Annotated in this window: 16 protein-coding genes; 13 read left to right on the top strand and 3 right to left on the bottom strand. The window is 65.6% G+C overall.

Annotated elements, in window-relative coordinates:
* Positions 1–180 precede the first annotated feature (180 nt).
* The 5 genes from QZY48_RS28695 (at position 181) to QZY48_RS28675 (ending at position 4,858) form a co-directional block, all read left to right on the top strand.
* On the top strand, positions 181–1,296 hold the full coding sequence (locus tag QZY48_RS28695) for a hypothetical protein (RefSeq protein WP_295437102.1): 1,116 nt from the start codon (positions 181–183) through the stop codon (positions 1,294–1,296).
* Positions 1,293–2,387 carry an AAA family ATPase gene (locus QZY48_RS28690; RefSeq protein ID WP_295437100.1) on the top strand — a complete coding sequence of 365 codons (1,095 nt, stop codon included), beginning with the start codon at positions 1,293–1,295 and terminating at the stop codon, positions 2,385–2,387. The genes QZY48_RS28695 and QZY48_RS28690 overlap by 4 nt, the downstream gene beginning before the upstream one ends.
* 254 nt (positions 2,388–2,641) lie before the next feature.
* Positions 2,642–4,006: a VWA-like domain-containing protein gene (locus QZY48_RS28685; RefSeq protein ID WP_295437098.1), complete on the top strand. Its 1,365-nt coding sequence runs from the start codon at positions 2,642–2,644 to the stop codon at positions 4,004–4,006.
* Positions 4,007–4,067: 61 nt separating this feature from the next.
* Positions 4,068–4,346 carry a DUF1778 domain-containing protein gene (locus tag QZY48_RS28680; RefSeq protein WP_295437096.1) on the top strand — a complete coding sequence of 93 codons (279 nt, stop codon included), beginning with the start codon at positions 4,068–4,070 and terminating at the stop codon, positions 4,344–4,346.
* Positions 4,343–4,858: a GNAT family N-acetyltransferase gene (locus QZY48_RS28675; RefSeq protein ID WP_295437094.1), complete on the top strand. Its 516-nt coding sequence runs from the start codon at positions 4,343–4,345 to the stop codon at positions 4,856–4,858. The genes QZY48_RS28680 and QZY48_RS28675 overlap by 4 nt, the downstream gene beginning before the upstream one ends.
* Before the next feature lie 1,162 nt (positions 4,859–6,020).
* Here QZY48_RS28675 and QZY48_RS28670 read toward each other — a convergent pair.
* Entirely contained in the window at positions 6,021–6,827 is an 807-nt protein-coding gene (locus tag QZY48_RS28670; protein ID WP_295437093.1) for an NYN domain-containing protein, read from the bottom strand.
* 54 nt (positions 6,828–6,881) lie between these two features.
* Positions 6,882–9,119 (bottom strand): arginine/lysine/ornithine decarboxylase, encoded by a 2,238-nt coding sequence (locus QZY48_RS28665; RefSeq protein WP_295437092.1) that lies wholly within the window; start codon positions 9,117–9,119, stop codon positions 6,882–6,884.
* A 116-nt stretch (positions 9,120–9,235) separates the two neighbouring features.
* On the opposite strand from QZY48_RS28665, the gene QZY48_RS28660 reads away from it, so the two are divergent.
* The 6 genes from QZY48_RS28660 to QZY48_RS28635 all read left to right on the top strand — a co-directional run bounded on the left by QZY48_RS28660 (position 9,236) and on the right by QZY48_RS28635 (position 15,270).
* On the top strand, positions 9,236–9,847 hold the full coding sequence (locus QZY48_RS28660) for a hypothetical protein (RefSeq protein WP_295437089.1): 612 nt from the start codon (positions 9,236–9,238) through the stop codon (positions 9,845–9,847).
* A gap of 43 nt (positions 9,848–9,890) precedes the next feature.
* Positions 9,891–10,874: a DUF808 domain-containing protein gene (locus QZY48_RS28655; protein ID WP_295437087.1), complete on the top strand. Its 984-nt coding sequence runs from the start codon at positions 9,891–9,893 to the stop codon at positions 10,872–10,874.
* A 205-nt stretch (positions 10,875–11,079) separates the two neighbouring features.
* Positions 11,080–11,946, top strand: coding sequence for an ATPase (locus tag QZY48_RS28650; protein WP_295437085.1), 867 nt, complete (start codon positions 11,080–11,082; stop codon positions 11,944–11,946).
* 372 nt (positions 11,947–12,318) lie between these two features.
* Complete coding sequence (locus tag QZY48_RS28645) at positions 12,319–13,401, top strand: homoserine O-succinyltransferase (protein ID WP_295437083.1); 1,083 nt, start codon at positions 12,319–12,321, stop codon at positions 13,399–13,401.
* A gap of 48 nt (positions 13,402–13,449) precedes the next feature.
* Positions 13,450–14,832: an AAA family ATPase gene (locus QZY48_RS28640; RefSeq protein WP_295437082.1), complete on the top strand. Its 1,383-nt coding sequence runs from the start codon at positions 13,450–13,452 to the stop codon at positions 14,830–14,832.
* Positions 14,833–15,066: 234 nt separating this feature from the next.
* Complete coding sequence (locus QZY48_RS28635) at positions 15,067–15,270, top strand: hypothetical protein (RefSeq protein ID WP_295437081.1); 204 nt, start codon at positions 15,067–15,069, stop codon at positions 15,268–15,270.
* Positions 15,271–15,316: 46 nt separating this feature from the next.
* Here the strand turns inward: QZY48_RS28635 and QZY48_RS28630 are convergent, their stop codons facing one another.
* Positions 15,317–16,747 (bottom strand): FAD-dependent oxidoreductase, encoded by a 1,431-nt coding sequence (locus QZY48_RS28630; protein ID WP_295437079.1) that lies wholly within the window; start codon positions 16,745–16,747, stop codon positions 15,317–15,319.
* 263 nt (positions 16,748–17,010) lie between these two features.
* Here QZY48_RS28630 and QZY48_RS28625 point away from each other — a divergent pair, with 263 nt between their 5' ends.
* Complete coding sequence (locus tag QZY48_RS28625) at positions 17,011–17,490, top strand: antitoxin Xre/MbcA/ParS toxin-binding domain-containing protein (RefSeq protein ID WP_295437078.1); 480 nt, start codon at positions 17,011–17,013, stop codon at positions 17,488–17,490.
* Positions 17,490–17,963, top strand: coding sequence for an RES family NAD+ phosphorylase (locus QZY48_RS28620; RefSeq protein WP_295437076.1), 474 nt, complete (start codon positions 17,490–17,492; stop codon positions 17,961–17,963). Before QZY48_RS28625 ends, QZY48_RS28620 begins: the two co-directional genes overlap by 1 nt.
* Positions 17,964–18,131: the final 168 nt, after the last annotated feature.

Raw genomic sequence — 18,131 nt, 5'->3', positions numbered from 1 at the left:
CGTTTTCGCAGACCCCGGATTCTCTCGAACCCCGAAGTGCATCGCTTCTCCGATTACGACAACGACAACGACAACGACAACGACAACGACAACGACTGTGCTTCACTTGTTCTTGACTCGTCACTAAGACTGCCTGGTCCGCCAATGAACGCCAATCAACGCCCATGAGTTGCGGATGACATGTCGAGCAATCCACTGACCCATCACGAGATCCTGACCCTCGCCGAGCCTTTTTCCCGGGGCGGGCGCCAGGTGGACCTGGCCGCCACGGACCGGCCGGAGCGGTGCCTGGTGTTCAAGGCCCGGGAGCTTGCGGGCGCGCCGCCACTGGGGGAGCCGCTGCGCGAGGAGTTGGTCCTGGAGAACCCGCGTCCCGACCTGTATCGGCTGACCCGGACCCTGACCACGCCGGCCGGGCTTACGGCGACGCTGCGGGTGGAGGGGCAGGGGCCGCAGGGGTTGGTCGAGGGCTTGGAGCGGATCGACCCGCGGGGGCAGTTCGAGTTGCGCCATGGGGTCCTGGTGGCGCGCAGTTATCGGCTGGCCGCCGCTGCGCACGAGGGTGCGCAGGCGCCCGCTGAGGCGCCGCCCCCGGCGCTGGCGCAGGCCGTTACTGACCTGGGGGGCGTCGTGATGACCTTCGACGCCATGACCGGCCCCGGCTGGCCGGTGGAGATCCGCCTGGTCCCCGCCGCGGGCCGCGCCTTCGACCCGCCGGAGGACCTGCTGGCGGTGCTCGGGTGGAGTTGGAAGTCGATCAAGCGCTTCACCCAGGGGTGGCGTGCGGACCTGCGGGTCGCCAAGCGCGAGCCCGCACGCACCCCCGACTGCGAGCGCAAACTGGTCCGTACCCTGGACCACCTGGTGCGGGTCCTGGGGGCGCCCCCGGCGCGCTTTCAGGCGCGTTTTCGGCGTGCCCGCTGGGTCTTCGTCGGGCGGCGGGTGGCCGGGATGCTGGCGGTGCTGGGGGCGCTCGCCGCCGGGCCCCTGATCCTGTGGGTCGATCCGCAGAGCGATTCGGTGCTGCGTATGCTGGCCTTCAACAGCCCGAACTTTCTCCTCTTCGCCTGGTTCCTCATGCGCGACATCCCCAGTGTCCGGCCGCCGCGCATCCCGGCGTCCCTGCCCGCAACCGCCTGGGAGCCGCTCGCGCCCCCCCAGCCCAGGCCCATCCCGCCGTCGGACGCCGCGCCCGCGGGGGCGGCATCGCCGGCCCGCTGGCGGCGCGCAGTCCGGTGGCTGGTCGGGGTCCTGCGTCCGGGAAAGAAAGAACCGCTGAAAGCCCCCGAACGATGAATATTCCCGCCGTCTCCATCGCCGCCGTCAAGGCGGCACTGATCGAACAGTACGCGGAGCCGCGGCTGCGCCACCGCGCCTCCATGCTGTGGGGCAGCCGGGGGGTGGGCAAGTCGTCCATCGTCCGCCAGGTGGCGACGCATTTCGGGGTGCCGCTGGTCGACCTGCGCCTCACCACCATCGAGCCGGTGGACATCCGCGGCGCCATCTGGGTCGACGAGCGGCAGGCCAAGACCGTGTGGTTTCCGCCCGAGTTCCTGCCCGGGCCGGACCAGCCCAACGGCATCCTGTTCCTGGATGAACTGACCGCGGCGGACCAGCGGCTGCAGATCTCAGCCTATTCGCTGATCCTGGACCGGCGGGTCGGACACTACGAACTCCCCGACGGCTGGCAGGTCATCGCCGCCGGCAACGCCAGCTTCCAAGGGGCCGTGGCGCACGACATGGGTACGGCGCTGTCGGACCGGATGTTCCACTTCAACGTCCAGACCGTGATCGACGCCTTCCTCGCCCACGCCCTGACCATGGGCTTCGCCCCGGAGGTGCTGGCCTACCTCAAGGTGCGCCCGGACAAGCTGGACGACACGGCGGCGCAGCTCGCGGGCGACCACCTGGTGGGCGCGAGCCCCCGGGGCTGGGAGGACATCTCCAACGTGTTGCAGTCGCGCCTCTCGGAGCCGGCCAAGCGGGTCTTCGTCCAGGGTCGGATCGGGGCCGCCAACGCGGCCGAGTTCTTCGGCGTGCTCAAAGAGATTCAGGCCGGGGTCGACGTACTGCGCCTCCTGGCCGCCGCCCCCGGCGCCGCGACCGCGGCCCTGCTCCCTACCAGCCTCGACGGGCTCTACGGCATGCTCTACGGCCTGCTCGCCGCCAGCCGCGACGAGGTGAGCCTGGCGCGCGCCCTGGAGATCATCGAGCAACTGCCGGACGCCCGGGGCCAGACCCCGCTGCCCATCCGCGAGGCCCAGACGCTCGCCATGGAACTGCTGTTCCAGCGCGCCCTGGAGAGCGGCCTGGAGTCGGCGATCTACGCCAGCGACCCCTATCGGCGTTATGTCGCGCAGCGCAAGGCGGATGGGTTGGGGGCCTAGGTAACGAGTCAAGGACAAGTTAGACTCAATCGTTGTCGTTGTCGTTGTCGTTGTCGTAATCGGAGAAGCGATGCACTTTCGGGCCTCGATCATGCATCCGGCGCGATCCCTGCTCACTCGTCGCGGCGACCGGTGGCCGGAGTTATGATCAAGGTCCACTTTGGGGGGCGAGAGAATCCGCGGCGCTACGATAGCTTCGATTACGACAACGACAACGACAACGACAACCACAATGGCGCTAAAAGCATTCGCTAATGGACTTATTTAACTTATCGACGATTGTCCACACCCACCGCGGCACCCGCGCCATCCAGCGGCTGGTCGAGTACGCCCCTTCCAGCGGCGGGCTGGCCCTCTGGATCAACCATCGTGACCTCAGCGATGCCCCGGCGGCACTGACGGCGGCCAATGACGGCAGTACCATCTTCTACGGCCCCGGGTTCGAGTCCCTGTCGCTCCCCGCGCAGACCGCCCTGGTCGCCCATGAGGTCCTGCACGTCGCCCTGCGCCACCGCCCGCGTTACGCCGCCCTGCGCGGCGTGCTGGGGGACGTCGACCTGCAACTCTTCAACCGCTGTGCGGACGCCATCGTCAACAGCGCCTTGGGTCACCTGACCTGGCTGGAACTGCCCGCGTCCGCCGTCACGCTCGAACAGGTCCTGCTCGAGGCCTTGAACCGGCGCGAGACTCCGGAGCAGGCCCTGCTCGCATGGGACCTGGAGCGGCTCTACCGCGCCATCGACGACCGGAGACCGAGCGTCCCGGCCCTGGGGCGCCGCGGTTCCAGTGCCCGCCGCGAGGGCGCGCAGGGAAGCGCCGGGGAGCAGGCCGGCGACGCGCAAGAGGACGGGGCAAGCGCCGGGACCTGGCGCCCCGACGGTCCGCGCGCTGCGCTCGTCAGGCGGCTGGGCGGCGACGTCCTCGATGACCTGTGGCCCGGCCCGGACGAGGACCGCCCCGAGGACGCCCCGGAGCAGGCCCGCGCCTGGGGCGAGCGCCTGCTGCGCGCCCACACCGGCGACGGCCAATTCTCCCTGCTGCGCACCCTGCTGGCCGACCTGCCGCGGGTCCGCACTCCCTGGGAGCACCTGCTGCGCACCCACCTGACCCGCGGACTCTCACTGCAACCCGGACTCTCCTGGTCGCGCCCGGCGCGCTCCTATCAGGCCAACAAGGGCCGCGTCGGCGCCCATGGGCGCCTGCCCTGGGAACCCGGCCGCACCGCCGCCCGGGCGGTCGCCCGGCTGGTGGTGATGGTGGACTGCTCAGGCTCCATCGAGGACCCGCTCCTGGACCGCTTCGCCCAAGAGGTCGAAGCCGCCAGCCGCCGCCTGGAGGCGCGCATCATCGTCATCATCGGCGATGAGCGGGTCACCGCTGTACAGACCTTCGAGCCCGGCCGCTCCAACCTGCGCGAGATCGTCTTCAACGGCGGCGGCGGGACCGACTTCACCCCCCTGCTGCGCGAGGCCGACCGCCACCGACCGGATCTCGGCCTCTTCCTCACCGACCTGCAGGGACCGGCCGACTGGCGCCCCAGTTGGCCCGTCATCTGGGCCGTGCCGGTCGAATACCAGGATGCCGCGGCGCCGTTCGGGCGCAAGTTGGTGTTGGGCTGATGGTACGGCCTCTGTGCGGGTGCTAACATTCCTGTACAACGCCGAATCAGAGAAGTCCACCATGCCGAGCACCTTGATCCGCAAGGACGAACGCATCGACCTGCGCCTGAGCGGGCCAGCCAAGGCCATGCTCCAGCGGGCCGCTGCTGCACGGCACAAGACCGTCAGCGAGTTCGTGCTCGACAGCGCACAGGCGGCGGCGGCCGAAACACTCGCGGATCGCAGTGAGTTCCTGCTGAACGAGGGTCAGTGGCAGGCGTTTTTGGCCGCACTCGACGCACCGCAGAAGCCCAAGCCTGGGTTGGATGAGTTGCTCAGCGCCAAGAGCGTCTTTGAGTGAGCGATTGCGGATCGATCGAAAAGCTCGGCGCCGCACATGACCTTGTCGGTTTCGACTGTGGTCAGGACGAGTTGAATCGGTTCCTCCAGCGTTATGCGCTCCAGAGCCAGCAGGCCAATAGTGCGCAGACCTATGTCGCGTGCCACGCCGGGGCCGTCGTGGGCTATTACAGTCTGACGGTCGGCTCGGTCGGGCACGAAGACGCGACGCCGCGGGTGAAAAAGGCCATGCCGCGCTATCCGATTCCGGTGCTGATCCTCGCGCGACTGGCGGTGCATAAGGACTGGCAAGGTCGGGGCCTGGGCAAGGGCCTGCTCAAGGACGCACTGGTTCGGACGGCGCGGGCGGCCGACATCGCGGGCGTGCGGGCGCTGCTGGTACAGGCCAAGGACGATCGCGCCCGGGCCTACTATGAGCGTTACAACTTCGAGTCGAGTCCCACCGATCCTTATCACCTGTTTCTCTTGGTGAAGGACATCGCGCGGCGGCTGCGTGCAGCAGGGACCGGATGAAAACACATAAGCCAGATGTGGTATACGCCCCGTCAGCAAGGTTTTCCGAAGTCCCGCGGGCTAGCGGTAGAGGCCGGCGATGGAACAACATTCGGGAGGGGGCGCATGCCCCGTCCCGCCCGGGAGACTCACGCAGAGACGCGGAGACGCAGAGAAGACAAGAGAAAAATTGATCTTTCCTCTCTTCTCTGCGTCGCCGCGTCTCTGCGTGAGATCTGATTGATCTCCGTCTGTGCGCCAATCGGCGCCTGGATGGAGCGCAGCGCAATCCAGGTCCAATCTACAAGCCGCTGATTTCTCGTGTGTCTGTGAGGCTGTACCCGCATTCCGCTACCGCTCCATCCGTGCTACGGGGGGGCCGCATCGAATACTTGTACAGTCCCTCCGCGTGGGAATGCAGTCTTGGCCGCTCCAGTGGCCCGCAATGCTCACCGGACGCTGGAGCGTCCGCACTTGCTCCTACGCTGGAGCGTGGGAGCCAGATAAGAAATAAGTGGCCCCTTCCAACAACACGCGGCGGTAACGCATGTGTGCCTAATCCCGAAAACAGTTGTTACGATTGACCGATTTGTTAGTTGTCGAGCGGCGGGTGATCCCGCGGCAATGTTGGGGTTCGTTCCTCACCCCAACCTACGGTTTTCCGGACAGTCGTTCGTAGGTTGGGGTGAGCTTTGCGAACCCCAACATGGCTGGGCGATCAGCCGGAGATGTTGGGGTTCCTTCGTCACCCCAACCTACGGCCCTGCAAAAATGGCCAAAGTCGAGGTTACGAGCCGTCGCCAGATCGACCAGTTCGGCAGTTACTGCTTCCCGAATCTGCCCGCTTGCGCGTGGCTCAATCTTGCGGAGTTGCCGCAAGGCTTTAGGTTGCCAACTGATCGCGTTCATCTCTGGATCATAAGCAAAATGTGCGTATAGTCAAGTGTGAAGCGACCGGTGGATGAACTCCGGCCACTACACGGAGCGCATCCGCGACCATGCTAGGCGCGAAAGCGAGGTCGGTCGCTGCGGCGTCTCGTTCCCACACCCGGAGGCGGTGCAAGTATAACTCCGGAACCCGCTTTCACGTCCGATTGAGTGATGAATATGCCTCGAATACTTGCCCGGTCTCGGTAGCGTGGGAGCCAGATAAATGCCCCCTCCCGCTTCGCTATGAGCCGTTCTACTTGGCTCGAACATATAAGACTTTCTGGGTTGTTCCCGGCTGAGCCCGTTCTTCTGTTGCGAAAATATCGGTTCTCGCCTTTACGAGATCCGAGAGCTTCTTGTGACCAAACATACGCGCGTCGAAATCCGGTTGCAGCTTGGTAAGATAGCTGCCAAAGGTTCCAAGATGCGCCCAGCCCGCGTCATCGCTCGATTGTTCAAGTGCATCCAAGACGAATTTCTTTGGGAAATCGAGTTGCGGCCGTGGCGGTTCATTGACCGCCGGGGTTGCCGCAGGTTTCTTGGGAGCTTCAGTTCTCGGCAGTGGGGTTGCGGTGTCGCTTTCCGTGATTGGTCGCAGAACTTCCGTGAAGATAAACTTGTGGCAAGCGTTCTTAAACGCATCAGGCGTCTTTTGTTCGCCGAAGCCAAGGACCGTGAGTCCCTCTTCCCTGAGACGCATTGCCAGCCCGGTAAAATCGCTGTCACTCGTGACCAGGCAGAATCCGTCGAACTTTCGCGTATACAGCAAATCCATCGCATCAATGATCAGCGTGCTGTCAGTCGCGTTTTTTCCGGTGGTGTAAGCAAACTGCTGCACCGGTTTAATTGCGAAGCGCTGGAGCACCTTCTTCCACGCCGCGCTTGTCGGTGCGGTGAAATCGCCATAGATGCGTTTGACGGTAGCCTCGCCGAAGCGTGCGATTTCGGCCAGCAGTCCTTCAATGACGGCGGCCTGCGCGTTGTCCGCATCTATGAGCACGGCCAAACGTCGCGCCGGTTCTTCGGATTCAATTTTCGCAACAAATCGCGGGGATATCATCGTGTTCTCCTGTTGGAAGTGCGCAACCGATCGATCTGGGATGTTGCCGAAGGCTCACCTCACACAATCCACATAATACCGCACATGCCCATTGAGCCCCTCCTTGACCAACCCATGGATGTCGGTCTCGAATCCCGGGAACTTGTCGTTGAAGGCGCGCGCGAATTTGAGATACCGCACGATGGTGGAATTGAAGCGCTCGCCGGGGATCAGCAGCGGGATGCCGGGCGGGTAGGGGGTCAGCAGGATGGCGGTGATGCGGCCTTCGAGGTGGTCGATCTCCACCCGGTCGATCTCGCGGTGGGCCATGCGCGCGAAGGCGTCGGCCGGGCGCATGGCGGGGGCCATCTCGGAGAGGTACATCTCGGTGGTGAGGCGCGGGATGTCGTGCTCCTGATAGACGGCGTGGATCTGGTCGCACAGGTCCTTCAGCCCAATGCGCTCATAGCGCGGCTGGCGGGCGACGAAGTCGGGCATGATGCGCCACAGGGGGCGGTTGTGGTCGTAGTCGTCCTTGAATTGCTGAAGCTCTGTGACCATGGTGTTCCAGCGACCCTTGGTGATGCCGATGGTGAACATGATGAAGAATGAATAGAGCCCGGTCTTCTCGACGATGATGCCGTGCTCGACCAGGTAGCGGGTGACGATGGCGGCGGGGATGCCCCAGTCGGCCACATCGCCGTCCACATCGACCCCGGGGGTGATCACGGTCGCCTTGATCGGGTCGAGCATATTGAAGCCGGGGGCGAGATCCCCGAAGCCGTGCCAGCGCTCATCGGCCCGCAGGACCCAATCCTCGCGCTCGCCGATGCCTTCCTCGGCCAGTTCGTCCGGCCCCCAGACCTTGAACCACCAGGACTCCTCCAACTCCGCGTCGACCTTGCGCATGGCGCGGCGGAAGTCGAGTGCCTCCAGGATCGATTCCTCGACCAGGGCGGGGCCGCCGGGGGGCTCCATCATGGCGGCGGCCACGTCGCAGGAGGCGATGATGGCGTATTGGGGGCTGGTGGACATGTGCATGAGGAAGGCCTCGTTGAACACGTCGCGGTCGAGTTTGCGGCTGTCGCTCTCCTGCACCAGGATCTGCGATGCCTGGGACAGGCCCGCCAGCATCTTATGGGTGGACTGGGTGGAGAAGATCATGGAATCGGTACAGGGGGCGCGGCCCTCGCCGATGGCGTGATAGTTGCGGTAGAAGTCGTGGAAGGGGGCGTGGGGCAGCCAGGCCTCGTCGAAATGGAGCCGGCCGATGCGCCCGTCGAGCATCTTCTTGATGGTCTCGACGTTATAGAGCACGCCGTCATAGGTGCTCTGGGTGATGGTGAGGATACGCGGGCGGGCGCCGGTCGCGGCGAAGGGGTTGGCGGCGATCTTGCGCTCGATATTCTCCCAACTGAATTCGCTCAACGGGATAGGCCCGATGATCCCGTAGTGATTGCGGGTGGGCATCAGGAAGACCGGGATGGCCCCGGTGATGGTGATGGCGTGCAGGATGGACTTGTGGCAGTTGCGGTCCACCACGACCACATCCCCGGGGGCGACGCTCGACTGCCAGACGATCTTGTTCGAGGTCGAGGTCCCGTTGGTGACGAAGAACAGGTGGTCGGCGTGGAAGATGCGCGCGGCGTTGCGCTCCGCCGCCACCACCGGCCCCGTGTGGTCGAGCAGTTGGCCAAGCTCCTCCACCGCGTTGCAGACGTCGGCGCGCAGCAGGTTCTCGCCGAAGAACTGGTGGAACATCTGGCCCACCGGGCTCTTGAGGAAGGCGACACCGCCGGAGTGCCCCGGGCAGTGCCAGGAGTAGGAACTGTCCGCCGCGTAGTGGATCAGGGCGCGGAAGAAGGGCGGGGCCAGCGAGTCCAGATAGTTGCGCGCCTCGCGCGCGATGTAGCGGGCGACGAACTCCGGGGTGTCCTCGAACATGTGGATGAAGCCGTGCAGTTCGCGCAGGACATCGTTGGGGATGTGCCGCGAGGTGCGGGTCTCGCCGTAGAGGAAGATCGGGATGTCGGTGTTGCGAAAGCGGATCTCCTCCACGAAGGCGCGCAACTGGGAGACCGCCTTCTCCGCCTCCTCCGGGGACGAGAACTGCTCGTCGTCGATGGACAGGATAAAGGCCGAGGCGCGCGACTGCTGCTGGGCGAAGGAGGCGACGTCGCCGAAACTGGTGACGCCCAGGGCCTCGATGCCCTCCTCCTCGATCGCCTTGGCGAGCACCCGCACGCCGGTGCCGCTGGCGTTCTCGGAGCGGAAGTCCTCATCGACGATGACCACGGGGAAACGAAAACGCATGGGGGGACCTTCTTGGGGGCGGCGGGAAAGGCGCGGCAGTATAGGGCCAACGAGGGCGGCGGCGCGTTACCGTAGACGGTTATAATTTCCCGCCTGACCCGAGTGGAGCCGCCGCCATGCCGAAACCCTTGCCCGCGACCCAAGAGCACGTCTACCGGCTCGAAGAGTCCATCGACCGCTTCGTGGCCGACGTCGGCGTCGAGTTCAACAAGCTTTACAACCTTCAGACGCGCAACGAGGCTGAAATGCGCGCCTATAAGGAAGAAAATCGTGCCGAGCGGCGGGAAATGAACCGCAAATGGGGCGATCTGGCCAACAAACTCGGAACCATGGTGGAGGATCTGGTCTACCCTAGCCTGCCGCGTGTCCTTCAGGAGACCTTTGGCCAGGATTTCGACAGCATTTTTGCCCGGGTGCGGGTACGCCAGCCGGATGGATGGATGAAGGAATTCGACGCCTACGCCATTTGCGAAGACCTTGCGGCCCTCAACAGCACCAAGGCCACCCTGCGCAGCGCAGACGTGGACCGGTTGGTGGACGACATCGCCGCCTTCCGGGAGTTCGTACCCGCCCAGGCCCACCTGCCCGTGGTCGGCATCCTGGCCACCCCGTCGGTGCACGAGAGCGTGCTCAACTATGCCGAGCGCATGGGCTTTCTGGTCCTGGCCGTCGGCGATCAGGTGCTGGAGGTCAAGAACCGGGCGGGCTTCGTGCCCAAACGCTGGTAATCTCCCCGCCGTCCGTCAACCCAAGGTCGCGGAGAGCAAACCCATGGCCGGCAGCAGCCTACTCGCACTGATCGACGATATCGCGACCGTCCTGGACGACATCTCGGTGATGACCAAGGTGGCGGCCAAGAAGACCGCCGGGGTCCTGGGGGACGACCTGGCCCTGAACGCCGAGCAGGTGGCCGGGGTGCGGGCGGAGCGGGAACTCCCGGTGGTCTGGGCGGTGGCCAAGGGGTCCCTGGTCAACAAGGCGATCCTGGTGCCGGCCGCGCTGGCGGTCAGTGCCGTCGCCCCCTGGGCCATCCTGCCGCTGCTGATGCTGGGCGGGGCCTATCTGTCCTTCGAGGGGTTCGAGAAGCTGGCCCACCGATTCCTGCACGCCAAGTCAGCGGACGCCAACCATCACGCCGCACTGACGCGCGCCCTCGAGGACCCGGCGGTCGATCTGGTGACCCTGGAGCGGGCCAAGATCAAGGGCGCGGTGCGCACCGATTTCGTCCTCTCCGCGGAGATCATCGTCATCACCCTGGGGATCGTGGCCGCCGCGCCCTTCCTCAGTCAGGTGACGGTGCTGGCGGGGATCGCGGTCATCATGACGCTGGGGGTCTACGGGCTGGTCGCCGTGATCGTCAAGCTGGACGATGCGGGGCTCTTCCTCAGCCGGTTGACCGGGGCGGGGCACTGGGACGGATTCCTGCGGGGTCTGGGCCGCGGGCTCCTGGCCGCCGCCCCGCGGCTGATGAAGGTCCTGTCGGTCGTCGGCACCGCGGCCATGTTTCTGGTGGGCGGCGGCATCATCACCCACGGCATCCCGGCCGCCCATCACCTGATCGAGGGGGTCACCCATGCGGCCGTCGGCGTGCCGATGGTCGGCGCCGTGCTGGGGCCGGTCACGCCGCTGCTGGTGGACGTACTGGTCGGCGTTCTGACCGGCGCCCTGGTGCTTCTGGGCGTCACCCTGGCCGGTCGGCTGTGGTCGGTCATCCGGCGCTGGGGTGGGTCCGCGATGCGGTCTGAAAAAGCCTGAGCCCGTAGGTGCGCCGCGCGCACCCGTGCGACCGCGATGCCGCTGCGTCCCTGCGCAAGGTGCGCGCGGCGCACCCTACGCCGAGCGCCGGTCGCCGTGGATCACAGGCCGCGAGTGCTGGTCAGCGCGGCGGCGGCTCGATTACCATCGGCGATTCGGCCCACGCCGCACCCGCGGCATCCCACCACCTTGACGAAGCACCCGCATGAAGTTCACCGTCGATGAATTCCGCGCCTGGCCCCACAAGTGCGTGACCCTGCTCGGTATGTCCGGGGTCGGCAAGACCTGGCTGTCCGACCTGTTGCGCCGCAGCGACTGGTTCCACTACTCCGGTGACTACCGCATCGGCACCCGTTATCTGGACGAGCCGATCCTGGACCTGGTGAAGGCCCACGCCATGCGCGACCCCTTCCTGCGCGACCTGCTGCGCAGTGACTGGATCTTTATCCGCAATAACATCAAGGTGATGGACCTGGGGCCCGTGCTGAGCTTCGTCGGCAAGCTCGGCAATCCGGAGTCGGGCGGGCTGCCGCTGCCGGAGTTCAGTCGTCGTCAGGCGCTCTACCGGGAGGCGGAGATCGCGGCCATGGGCGACGTGCCGGACTTCATCCGCAAGGCCAAGGAGATCTACGGCTACGCCAATCTGGTCAACGACGTGGGCGGGAGTCTGTGCGAACTGGAGGAGCCGCGCGTCATCTCGCTCCTGGCCCAGCACAGCCTGATCCTCTATATCCGGGTGCCGGAGGCCGACGAGATCAAGCTGATCAAGCGCGCCCAGGCCGATCCCAAGCCGCTCTATTATCGGCCGGAGTTCCTCAAGACCGCGGTCGCGGATTTTCTGGCGGCGCGGGGCCTGGAGTATGTGGCGGAGATCGAGCCCGACGACTTCACCCGCTGGGTCTTTCCGCGGCTCTTCCACTCGCGCGTTCCCCGCTACGAGGCCATCGCCCGGCCCCACGGCTACACGGTGTCATCGCAGGAGGTGGCCCTGATCCGGGACGAACGGGACTTCCTGGAACTGCTGGAGACCGCCATCGCCCGCGCCGGGGCGCGACCGGAAGGGGCGCCGTAACGGTCGTGCCGGCCCCGGAGCAGTCCTGCGGCGTTCCGGCGAGCCGAGATAAATGAACAGGATTAACAGGATTTCGCAGGATTTCAGGCGGGGCCCCACATCGAAATCGATCCGGTAAATCCTGAAAAATCCTGTTAGTCCTGTCCTCTTATCCCAGAAAGAGCAGTCATCCACAGATGAACACAGATGAACACAGATGATTCATTGGCTTACGCTTGGTCGGAGGCTCATCTTCCCGGTGACTGTGACAGTAGCGATAAGCGCATGACACTTCAAAGAACATCTGTGTTTATCTGTGTCCATCTGTGGATTTTTTGGCTCATCCGTCTGTAGCCGGTTTTTCTGTGGCATTGCTTTGCCAGGGTCGCTCTCATGCCTATCGTCGCCCACAACCCCCTGCCCACCTTCGCCCACCTGCGCGCCGCGGGCCAACAGATCCTGGACCCGGACCGGGCGCTCCATCAGGACATCCGGGAACTGCATATCGGGCTGCTGAACATGATGCCGGACGCCGCCCTGGAGGCCACCGAGCGCCAGTTCTTCCGGCTCATCGGCCAGAGCAACCAGATCGCCCAATTCTACGTCCACCCCTTCACCCTGGACGCACTCCCGCGCTCGGAAGCGACGCGCGCGCACATCCGCCGCTACTACCAGCCCTTCGCGCGCATCCGCGAGGACGGGTTGGACGCGCTCATCATCACCGGGGCCAATGTGACCGGCCCGGACCTGTCCGGTGAGCCCTTCTGGAACCCCCTGATCGAGGTGGTGGACTGGGCCTGGGAAAACGTCAGTTCCACCCTCTGCTCCTGCCTCGCGACCCATGCCGTGCTCCAGTTCCGCTATGGTCAGCGGCGCCGCCACCTGGGTGAGAAGCGCTGGGGGGTCTTCCCGCACCGGGTGGTGGACCGCGCGCACCCCCTGGTGGGCACGGTCAACACCCTGTTCGATGTGCCCCATTCGCGGTTCAATGAGATCAGTCGCGCCCAGTTCGATGCGGCCGGACTCCCGGTCCTGGTGGAGAGCCCGGAGGCCGGGGTCCACCTGGCAGTGAGTGCGGACGGGTTCCGGCAGGTGTTCTTCCAGGGCCACCCGGAGTACGACACCATCTCGCTGCTCAAGGAGTACAAGCGCGAGGTCAAGCGCTACGGGGCCGCGGAGCGACCCGACTATCCGCCCTTTCCCGAGGGCTATTTCACCGTCCAATCGCGCGCCATCCTCGACGAGCACGCCGCGCGCCTGCGCGCCGCCATGGCCCAGGGCCGCGAGCCGCCGCCCCTGCCGGAGGAGCACATCGTCTTCCGCCTGGACAATACCTGGCACGACACCGCCGAGGGGGTGGTGGGCAACTGGATGGGCCTGATCTATCAGGTGACCCACAGCGACCGCAAACTGCCCTTCATGGACCAGATCGACCCGGCGGACCCCCTGGGGTTGCGGCGGCGGCCCGCGCCCTGAGGGACAGGCGGCAAACGGTAGTGGTCGTCAGCCCGGAACCCCAGGCCCATGAAACTGGAACAGATCGAGATCGAGAACTTCCGCTGCTTCGAGCACCTGACCGTGGTCCTGGACCCGGAGGTCAATGCCTTTATCGGAATCAATGCGTCGGGCAAGACGGCGATCCTGGATGCGATTGCTATCGCCCTTCACAGTACCATCGGATTTAACCTCAATACTGCGGTGAATGGCTATCGTCAAGGGACTGAATTGAGAACCACTGACATAAGGCAGCCTCCTGGTGACCGGGGCAGCGTCAACTCAGGCATCACGCCCGTCCGAGTCATCGCCTCCGCAACGGGATTTCCCGATGTCGACCGGCCTGGGTCCTTACGAGGCCGGGTGCGCTGGACGGATACTATTGAGTTTCTCCCGCCAAAGGACTTCGATTATTCAACCGAATGGCAGTCGTTCAGGGGTTTGACAGTTGACGAATTTGACATTGGCCGAGGGCTTCCTGGCCTCGCCGAGGCTTTGGTGCCGACAGCGGACCTTCCACTACCCGTTTTTGCGTACTATCGCGCCCACCGCCGTTTCGCACAGATGCCGAGTCTGGGCGATATCTTCAAACTCAAGTTCAGTCGCGAATCGGCCTATCAAGAGGCATTGGACGCCGCCGCCGACTACGGTGCCATGTGCCGCTGGTTCTACATGCGGGAAAACCAGGAGTTGCGCGAGCGTGATCGGCATCGCGACCAGCCCGACTTGCGACTGCCCGACCTGGAAGCGATTCGCGCGGTACTGCCGCAGATGCTGGACCAGGTCACCCGTGTCTTCTTCGACGACAACCCGCCGCGGCTCAAGGTGGAGATGAAGGACGCGCAGGGGCTGTTCACACAACTGGAAGTGGAACAATTGAGCGACGGCTATCGCAACCTCCTCGCCGTCGCCCTGGACTTCGCCCGTCGCCTGGCCCTGGCCAACCCGATCCTGGCAAAGCCCCTGGAGGCACCGGGCATTCTGTTAATCGATGAAATCGAACTGCACCTTCACCCCAAATGGCAGCAAACAGTGGTCCCGCGCCTGCGCGCCGCCTTCCCCAATACCCAGATCATCGTCACCACGCACAGCCCCCTGGTCCTGACCTCCCTGCACGCCCGGCAGATCCGTATCGTTCGGGACCAGCAAGTCTTCGCCGCCCCCATCGAGACCTATGGTGCGGATACCCTGCGCACGGCGCGGCTGGTGATGGGCACGCAGTCGCGCCCGCCGGACAACCCCAATACGCTCCGACTCGGGGAACTGTTCGACCTCATCAACCGCGATCAAGTGGAGGACGCGGCAGCGGTCTTGGCCGAATTGGAGGCCACACTCGGGGCCGAGGACCCGGCCCTGGTCGATGCCCGCACCAGCATCGAGAACCGGCGGTGGCAGCAGGAGATGGGCCTGTGAAACGATGTCCCAAGCGGGCGGGCGAGCCGCCCTGCCTCGCCGACTTCCGCGGCGCGCAACCCAGCGCCACCTGGCAGGCATTGAGGAACGAGAAGCGCTGCTGCTATAACGAGATTCGCGCCCAGACCCGAGCCGACCAAGGCGGTCTGTGCGCCTGGTGCGAGACGGCCCTGACCACGACCAACGAGCAGATCGCGCACTTCCACCGAGGCGTTCAATCTCAACTGCCGGCGGTTGGCAGAGGCCCGTTACGCTCACCATCAGGCGTTGGAGCGAGAGAAGGCGCGGCAGCGTGACGCAAGCGCATGGCAATCCCTGGCGGCCCACCATTTGACGAGGGACCTGGATGACCAATGGAAGCCCTTCTTCACCGTCACCCGCTGGACCCTGGGGCGGATAGCGGAAACGCACCTGCGGACGATCAATTTCATCGGCTAGTGGTGTACTCAGGACCCTCTATGAGAATCAACTGCGAACTCTGAGGTCAGACCGCCCTGGCCAGCGCCCGCTGCTCGTCCTCGTCCGCGGCCGGAAGGCCGTCGCTGTCGGCGCGCGTGTCCTCGTAACCCATCAGCAGGCCCCGTGCGAAGGCGTCTTCGTCGATGTGCGCCCCCAGGTGGCGCGCCAGGGTGCGCATGTCGGTCTCGGCGTTGCCCAGGCAACTGGTGCCGCCGGGGGAGGGGGCCAGGTTGAAGATGATCCCGTCGCCGTTGGTGATCTTGGCCTCGCCCAGGTGCAGGGTGCCGGCCGCCCGGTCGATGAGCAGGGGCCGGACCCCGCCGAAACCCTCCGCATAGGTGATGTCGGCGGCGGTGAGGGAGGGGACGATCTTGCGGATCTCCCGTACGAAGATCCGCCGGTTGAGTCCGGGGACCTCGGACAGGACGTTGCGCAGCAGGTGGTGGCGCAGGTCCGGGACCCGCAGCAGGTGGCGCAGCGTGGGGAGGACCTGATGGTCGAGGCGCAGCACCTCGAAGAACTCTTTGACGGTGTCGCGGTTGCGGCGCTCCAGGAGCGGCAGCATGAGTGCGGTGGGTCCGAAGCGGGTCTTGCCGCGCTCCTTGATGTCGTGGTCGCCGTGCACGGCGGCGAAGGGCAGCCGCGGGTTCTGGACCGTATAGACCTTGCCGTTCAGGGCCTCGGGGGCGAAGTAGAAGGACCCGGCCATGGGCAGGCAGGCGCAGTCGTGTCCCAGGCCCAGTTGCTGGGCCATCAGGAGCGAGTGCCCGCCCGCGCACACCACCACCGAGCGCGCCTGCAGGAGGCCGCGGTTGGTCTCCAGGACATAGTCCGGGCCGGCGCGGTGGATGCGCCCCACGGTGGTGGAGAACAGTTGCGTGATCTGCCGGTCCGTGGTGCGGTCCAGGCGCACGCAGGCGTGCGAGAAGGACTGCGCGAGGGCGGCGAAGTCGACCGCGCTGTAGTCGTCCGGGGTGCCGGTGGCGACGATTTCCTCGCGCCGCCAGGTCCCGTCGATCAGGGCCACGTTGGGTTCCAGGTCCGCGATGGCGCGGCGCTCCAGGAGGCGCATGCGCGGGTACAGGTCCTTGAAGACCTCGTAGCGGCGGCGGATGTAGGCGCACTCCTGCGGGCCCACGCCCAGCACCATCTTGGGCATGGTAAAGAGGATGCGGTCGCGCTCCCGGGCGGGCAGGGCGCTTGCGTAGTTGACCACCATCGAGGCGGTGCGCCGCACCGCCCGCGCCTTTTCCAGGCTGTAGTTGGTCTCGATGTCGCCGCAGTGGATGGTCTGGCTGTTGTGCTGGGCGTGGGAGTTGACCTGCGCCACGCCGTCGCACCGCTCCAGCAGACCCAGGCGTCTCAGGTCAGTGAAGCGGGCAAGTTCATAGAGCAGGGCCAGGCCGGTCACACCGGCGCCCACGATCAGACAGTCATACTTCGTCGAAGGGGTCATGGTCGCGGACTCCGGAGGCTACCGAACGGTGTCTCAATCAGAGCGGCGCCGCCGCGGTCGCGGCGTTTTGTGCAGCGCAGCAATGTCGACACAGTAGCCTAAGCGGGGACGCGGGGAAATCAGGGGAAACTGATTTGTAGTATTGGAGAAACAAATCTAATGCGGCTAAGCTGCTTTTTCTGTGGTAGTTGCGCCAGCAAAAACTACCAATCGAGTGTATTCTTAGTTTCAGTTGATCGTTACGGGAGAGAGGTAAGCAAGCCATGACAGCAACGGCTCGGTACCATGTTCCAGACCTCGGGGTTGGTACGCCGGCCCATGGGCGGGCCGGGGCGGCGACGCTTGGCTTTCTGGGCGTCGCAGAAGCGGGCGCCGGGGTCTTCGAGACGGTCCGGGCCGGCCTGCCCGCCGCGGTCATCGAGCGTCTCGCCAAGTCACTGGAAGTGACCCAGCGCGACCTGTTGGGCATCGCGGCCATCGCCCCGGCAACCCTGACGCGGCGGCGGCGGGCCGCGCCGATGCGGCTGTCCGCGGCCGAGAGCGATCGGGTCTATCGCATTGCCGCCGCCTTTGAAGATGCCGTGCGGCTGTTCGAGGGCGACCAAGCCGCGGCTCGTGCCTGGCTCAAGGCGCCGGCCAAGGCCCTGGGGGGGCAGACGCCGCTTGAGTATCTGAGTACCGAGACCGGAGCGGCCGAGGTGCGCCGTCTGATCGGCCGACTGGAGCAGGGTGTCTACACCTGATGCGGGTCTATCGCCTGGTCAAGGAGCGCTATGCCGCGTCCGCCCTGGACGGCAGCGGCGCCAGGACCTTCGGTGGGCGCTGGAACAGCCCCGGCACGGCCGTGATCTACGCCTCCGAGAGTATTGCGCTTGCTGCCCTCGAGTTGCTGGTCCATTTGGGCCGCGGTGCGGTTTTGGACAGCTACCGCCTCTTCACGCTGACCCTGCCGGATCAGGCCATCCTGACCTTGGATGACGCCGCCCTGCCGGTCGACTGGCGCGCCGATCCCGCGCCGCGCGGCACCGCCGACATTGGCGACGGCTGGGTCGCGTCCGGCCGCTCGGCCGCGCTGCTGTTGCCGAGCACCATCATCCCGCGAGAGCGCAACTGTCTGCTGAACCCGGCCCATCCGCAGTTTGCCGCCATCGCGGCCGGGACCGCCGAGGAGCCCTTCGGCCTCGATCCGCGCCTGGTCGGTGGGGCGGCGTCCTGATGGGCAGCGCTCCCGCTCTGCCCATCCTACGTGGTCCAGGCCACGACGGATCGGGCCCAGGCGCCGGGGTGCGATCAGAACTGATGTGTTGACGCATATGTTGTCAGGGTACGCATCGCGTACCGGGCGTCGTTGTCGTTGTCGTTGTCGTAATCGTAATCGTGGTCG

The organism is uncultured Thiodictyon sp. (assembly GCF_903828115.1).
Taxonomy (GTDB): Bacteria; Pseudomonadota; Gammaproteobacteria; order Chromatiales; family Chromatiaceae; genus Thiodictyon.
The sequence above is the reverse complement of the archived record's forward strand: the minus strand, read 5'-3'. Positions and strand labels throughout refer to the sequence as shown.

Coding starts and splice junctions, on each gene's coding strand:
- QZY48_RS28695 (WP_295437102.1), top strand. CDS start 181: ATGTCGAGCAATCCACTGACCCATCACGAGATCCTGACCCTCGCCGAG.
- QZY48_RS28690 (WP_295437100.1), top strand. CDS start 1,293: ATGAATATTCCCGCCGTCTCCATCGCCGCCGTCAAGGCGGCACTGATC.
- QZY48_RS28685 (WP_295437098.1), top strand. CDS start 2,642: ATGGACTTATTTAACTTATCGACGATTGTCCACACCCACCGCGGCACC.
- QZY48_RS28680 (WP_295437096.1), top strand. CDS start 4,068: ATGCCGAGCACCTTGATCCGCAAGGACGAACGCATCGACCTGCGCCTG.
- QZY48_RS28670 (WP_295437093.1), bottom strand. CDS start 6,827: ATGATATCCCCGCGATTTGTTGCGAAAATTGAATCCGAAGAACCGGCG.
- QZY48_RS28665 (WP_295437092.1), bottom strand. CDS start 9,119: ATGCGTTTTCGTTTCCCCGTGGTCATCGTCGATGAGGACTTCCGCTCC.
- QZY48_RS28660 (WP_295437089.1), top strand. CDS start 9,236: ATGCCGAAACCCTTGCCCGCGACCCAAGAGCACGTCTACCGGCTCGAA.
- QZY48_RS28655 (WP_295437087.1), top strand. CDS start 9,891: ATGGCCGGCAGCAGCCTACTCGCACTGATCGACGATATCGCGACCGTC.
- QZY48_RS28650 (WP_295437085.1), top strand. CDS start 11,080: ATGAAGTTCACCGTCGATGAATTCCGCGCCTGGCCCCACAAGTGCGTG.
- QZY48_RS28645 (WP_295437083.1), top strand. CDS start 12,319: ATGCCTATCGTCGCCCACAACCCCCTGCCCACCTTCGCCCACCTGCGC.
- QZY48_RS28640 (WP_295437082.1), top strand. CDS start 13,450: ATGAAACTGGAACAGATCGAGATCGAGAACTTCCGCTGCTTCGAGCAC.
- QZY48_RS28630 (WP_295437079.1), bottom strand. CDS start 16,747: ATGACCCCTTCGACGAAGTATGACTGTCTGATCGTGGGCGCCGGTGTG.
- QZY48_RS28625 (WP_295437078.1), top strand. CDS start 17,011: ATGACAGCAACGGCTCGGTACCATGTTCCAGACCTCGGGGTTGGTACG.
- QZY48_RS28620 (WP_295437076.1), top strand. CDS start 17,490: ATGCGGGTCTATCGCCTGGTCAAGGAGCGCTATGCCGCGTCCGCCCTG.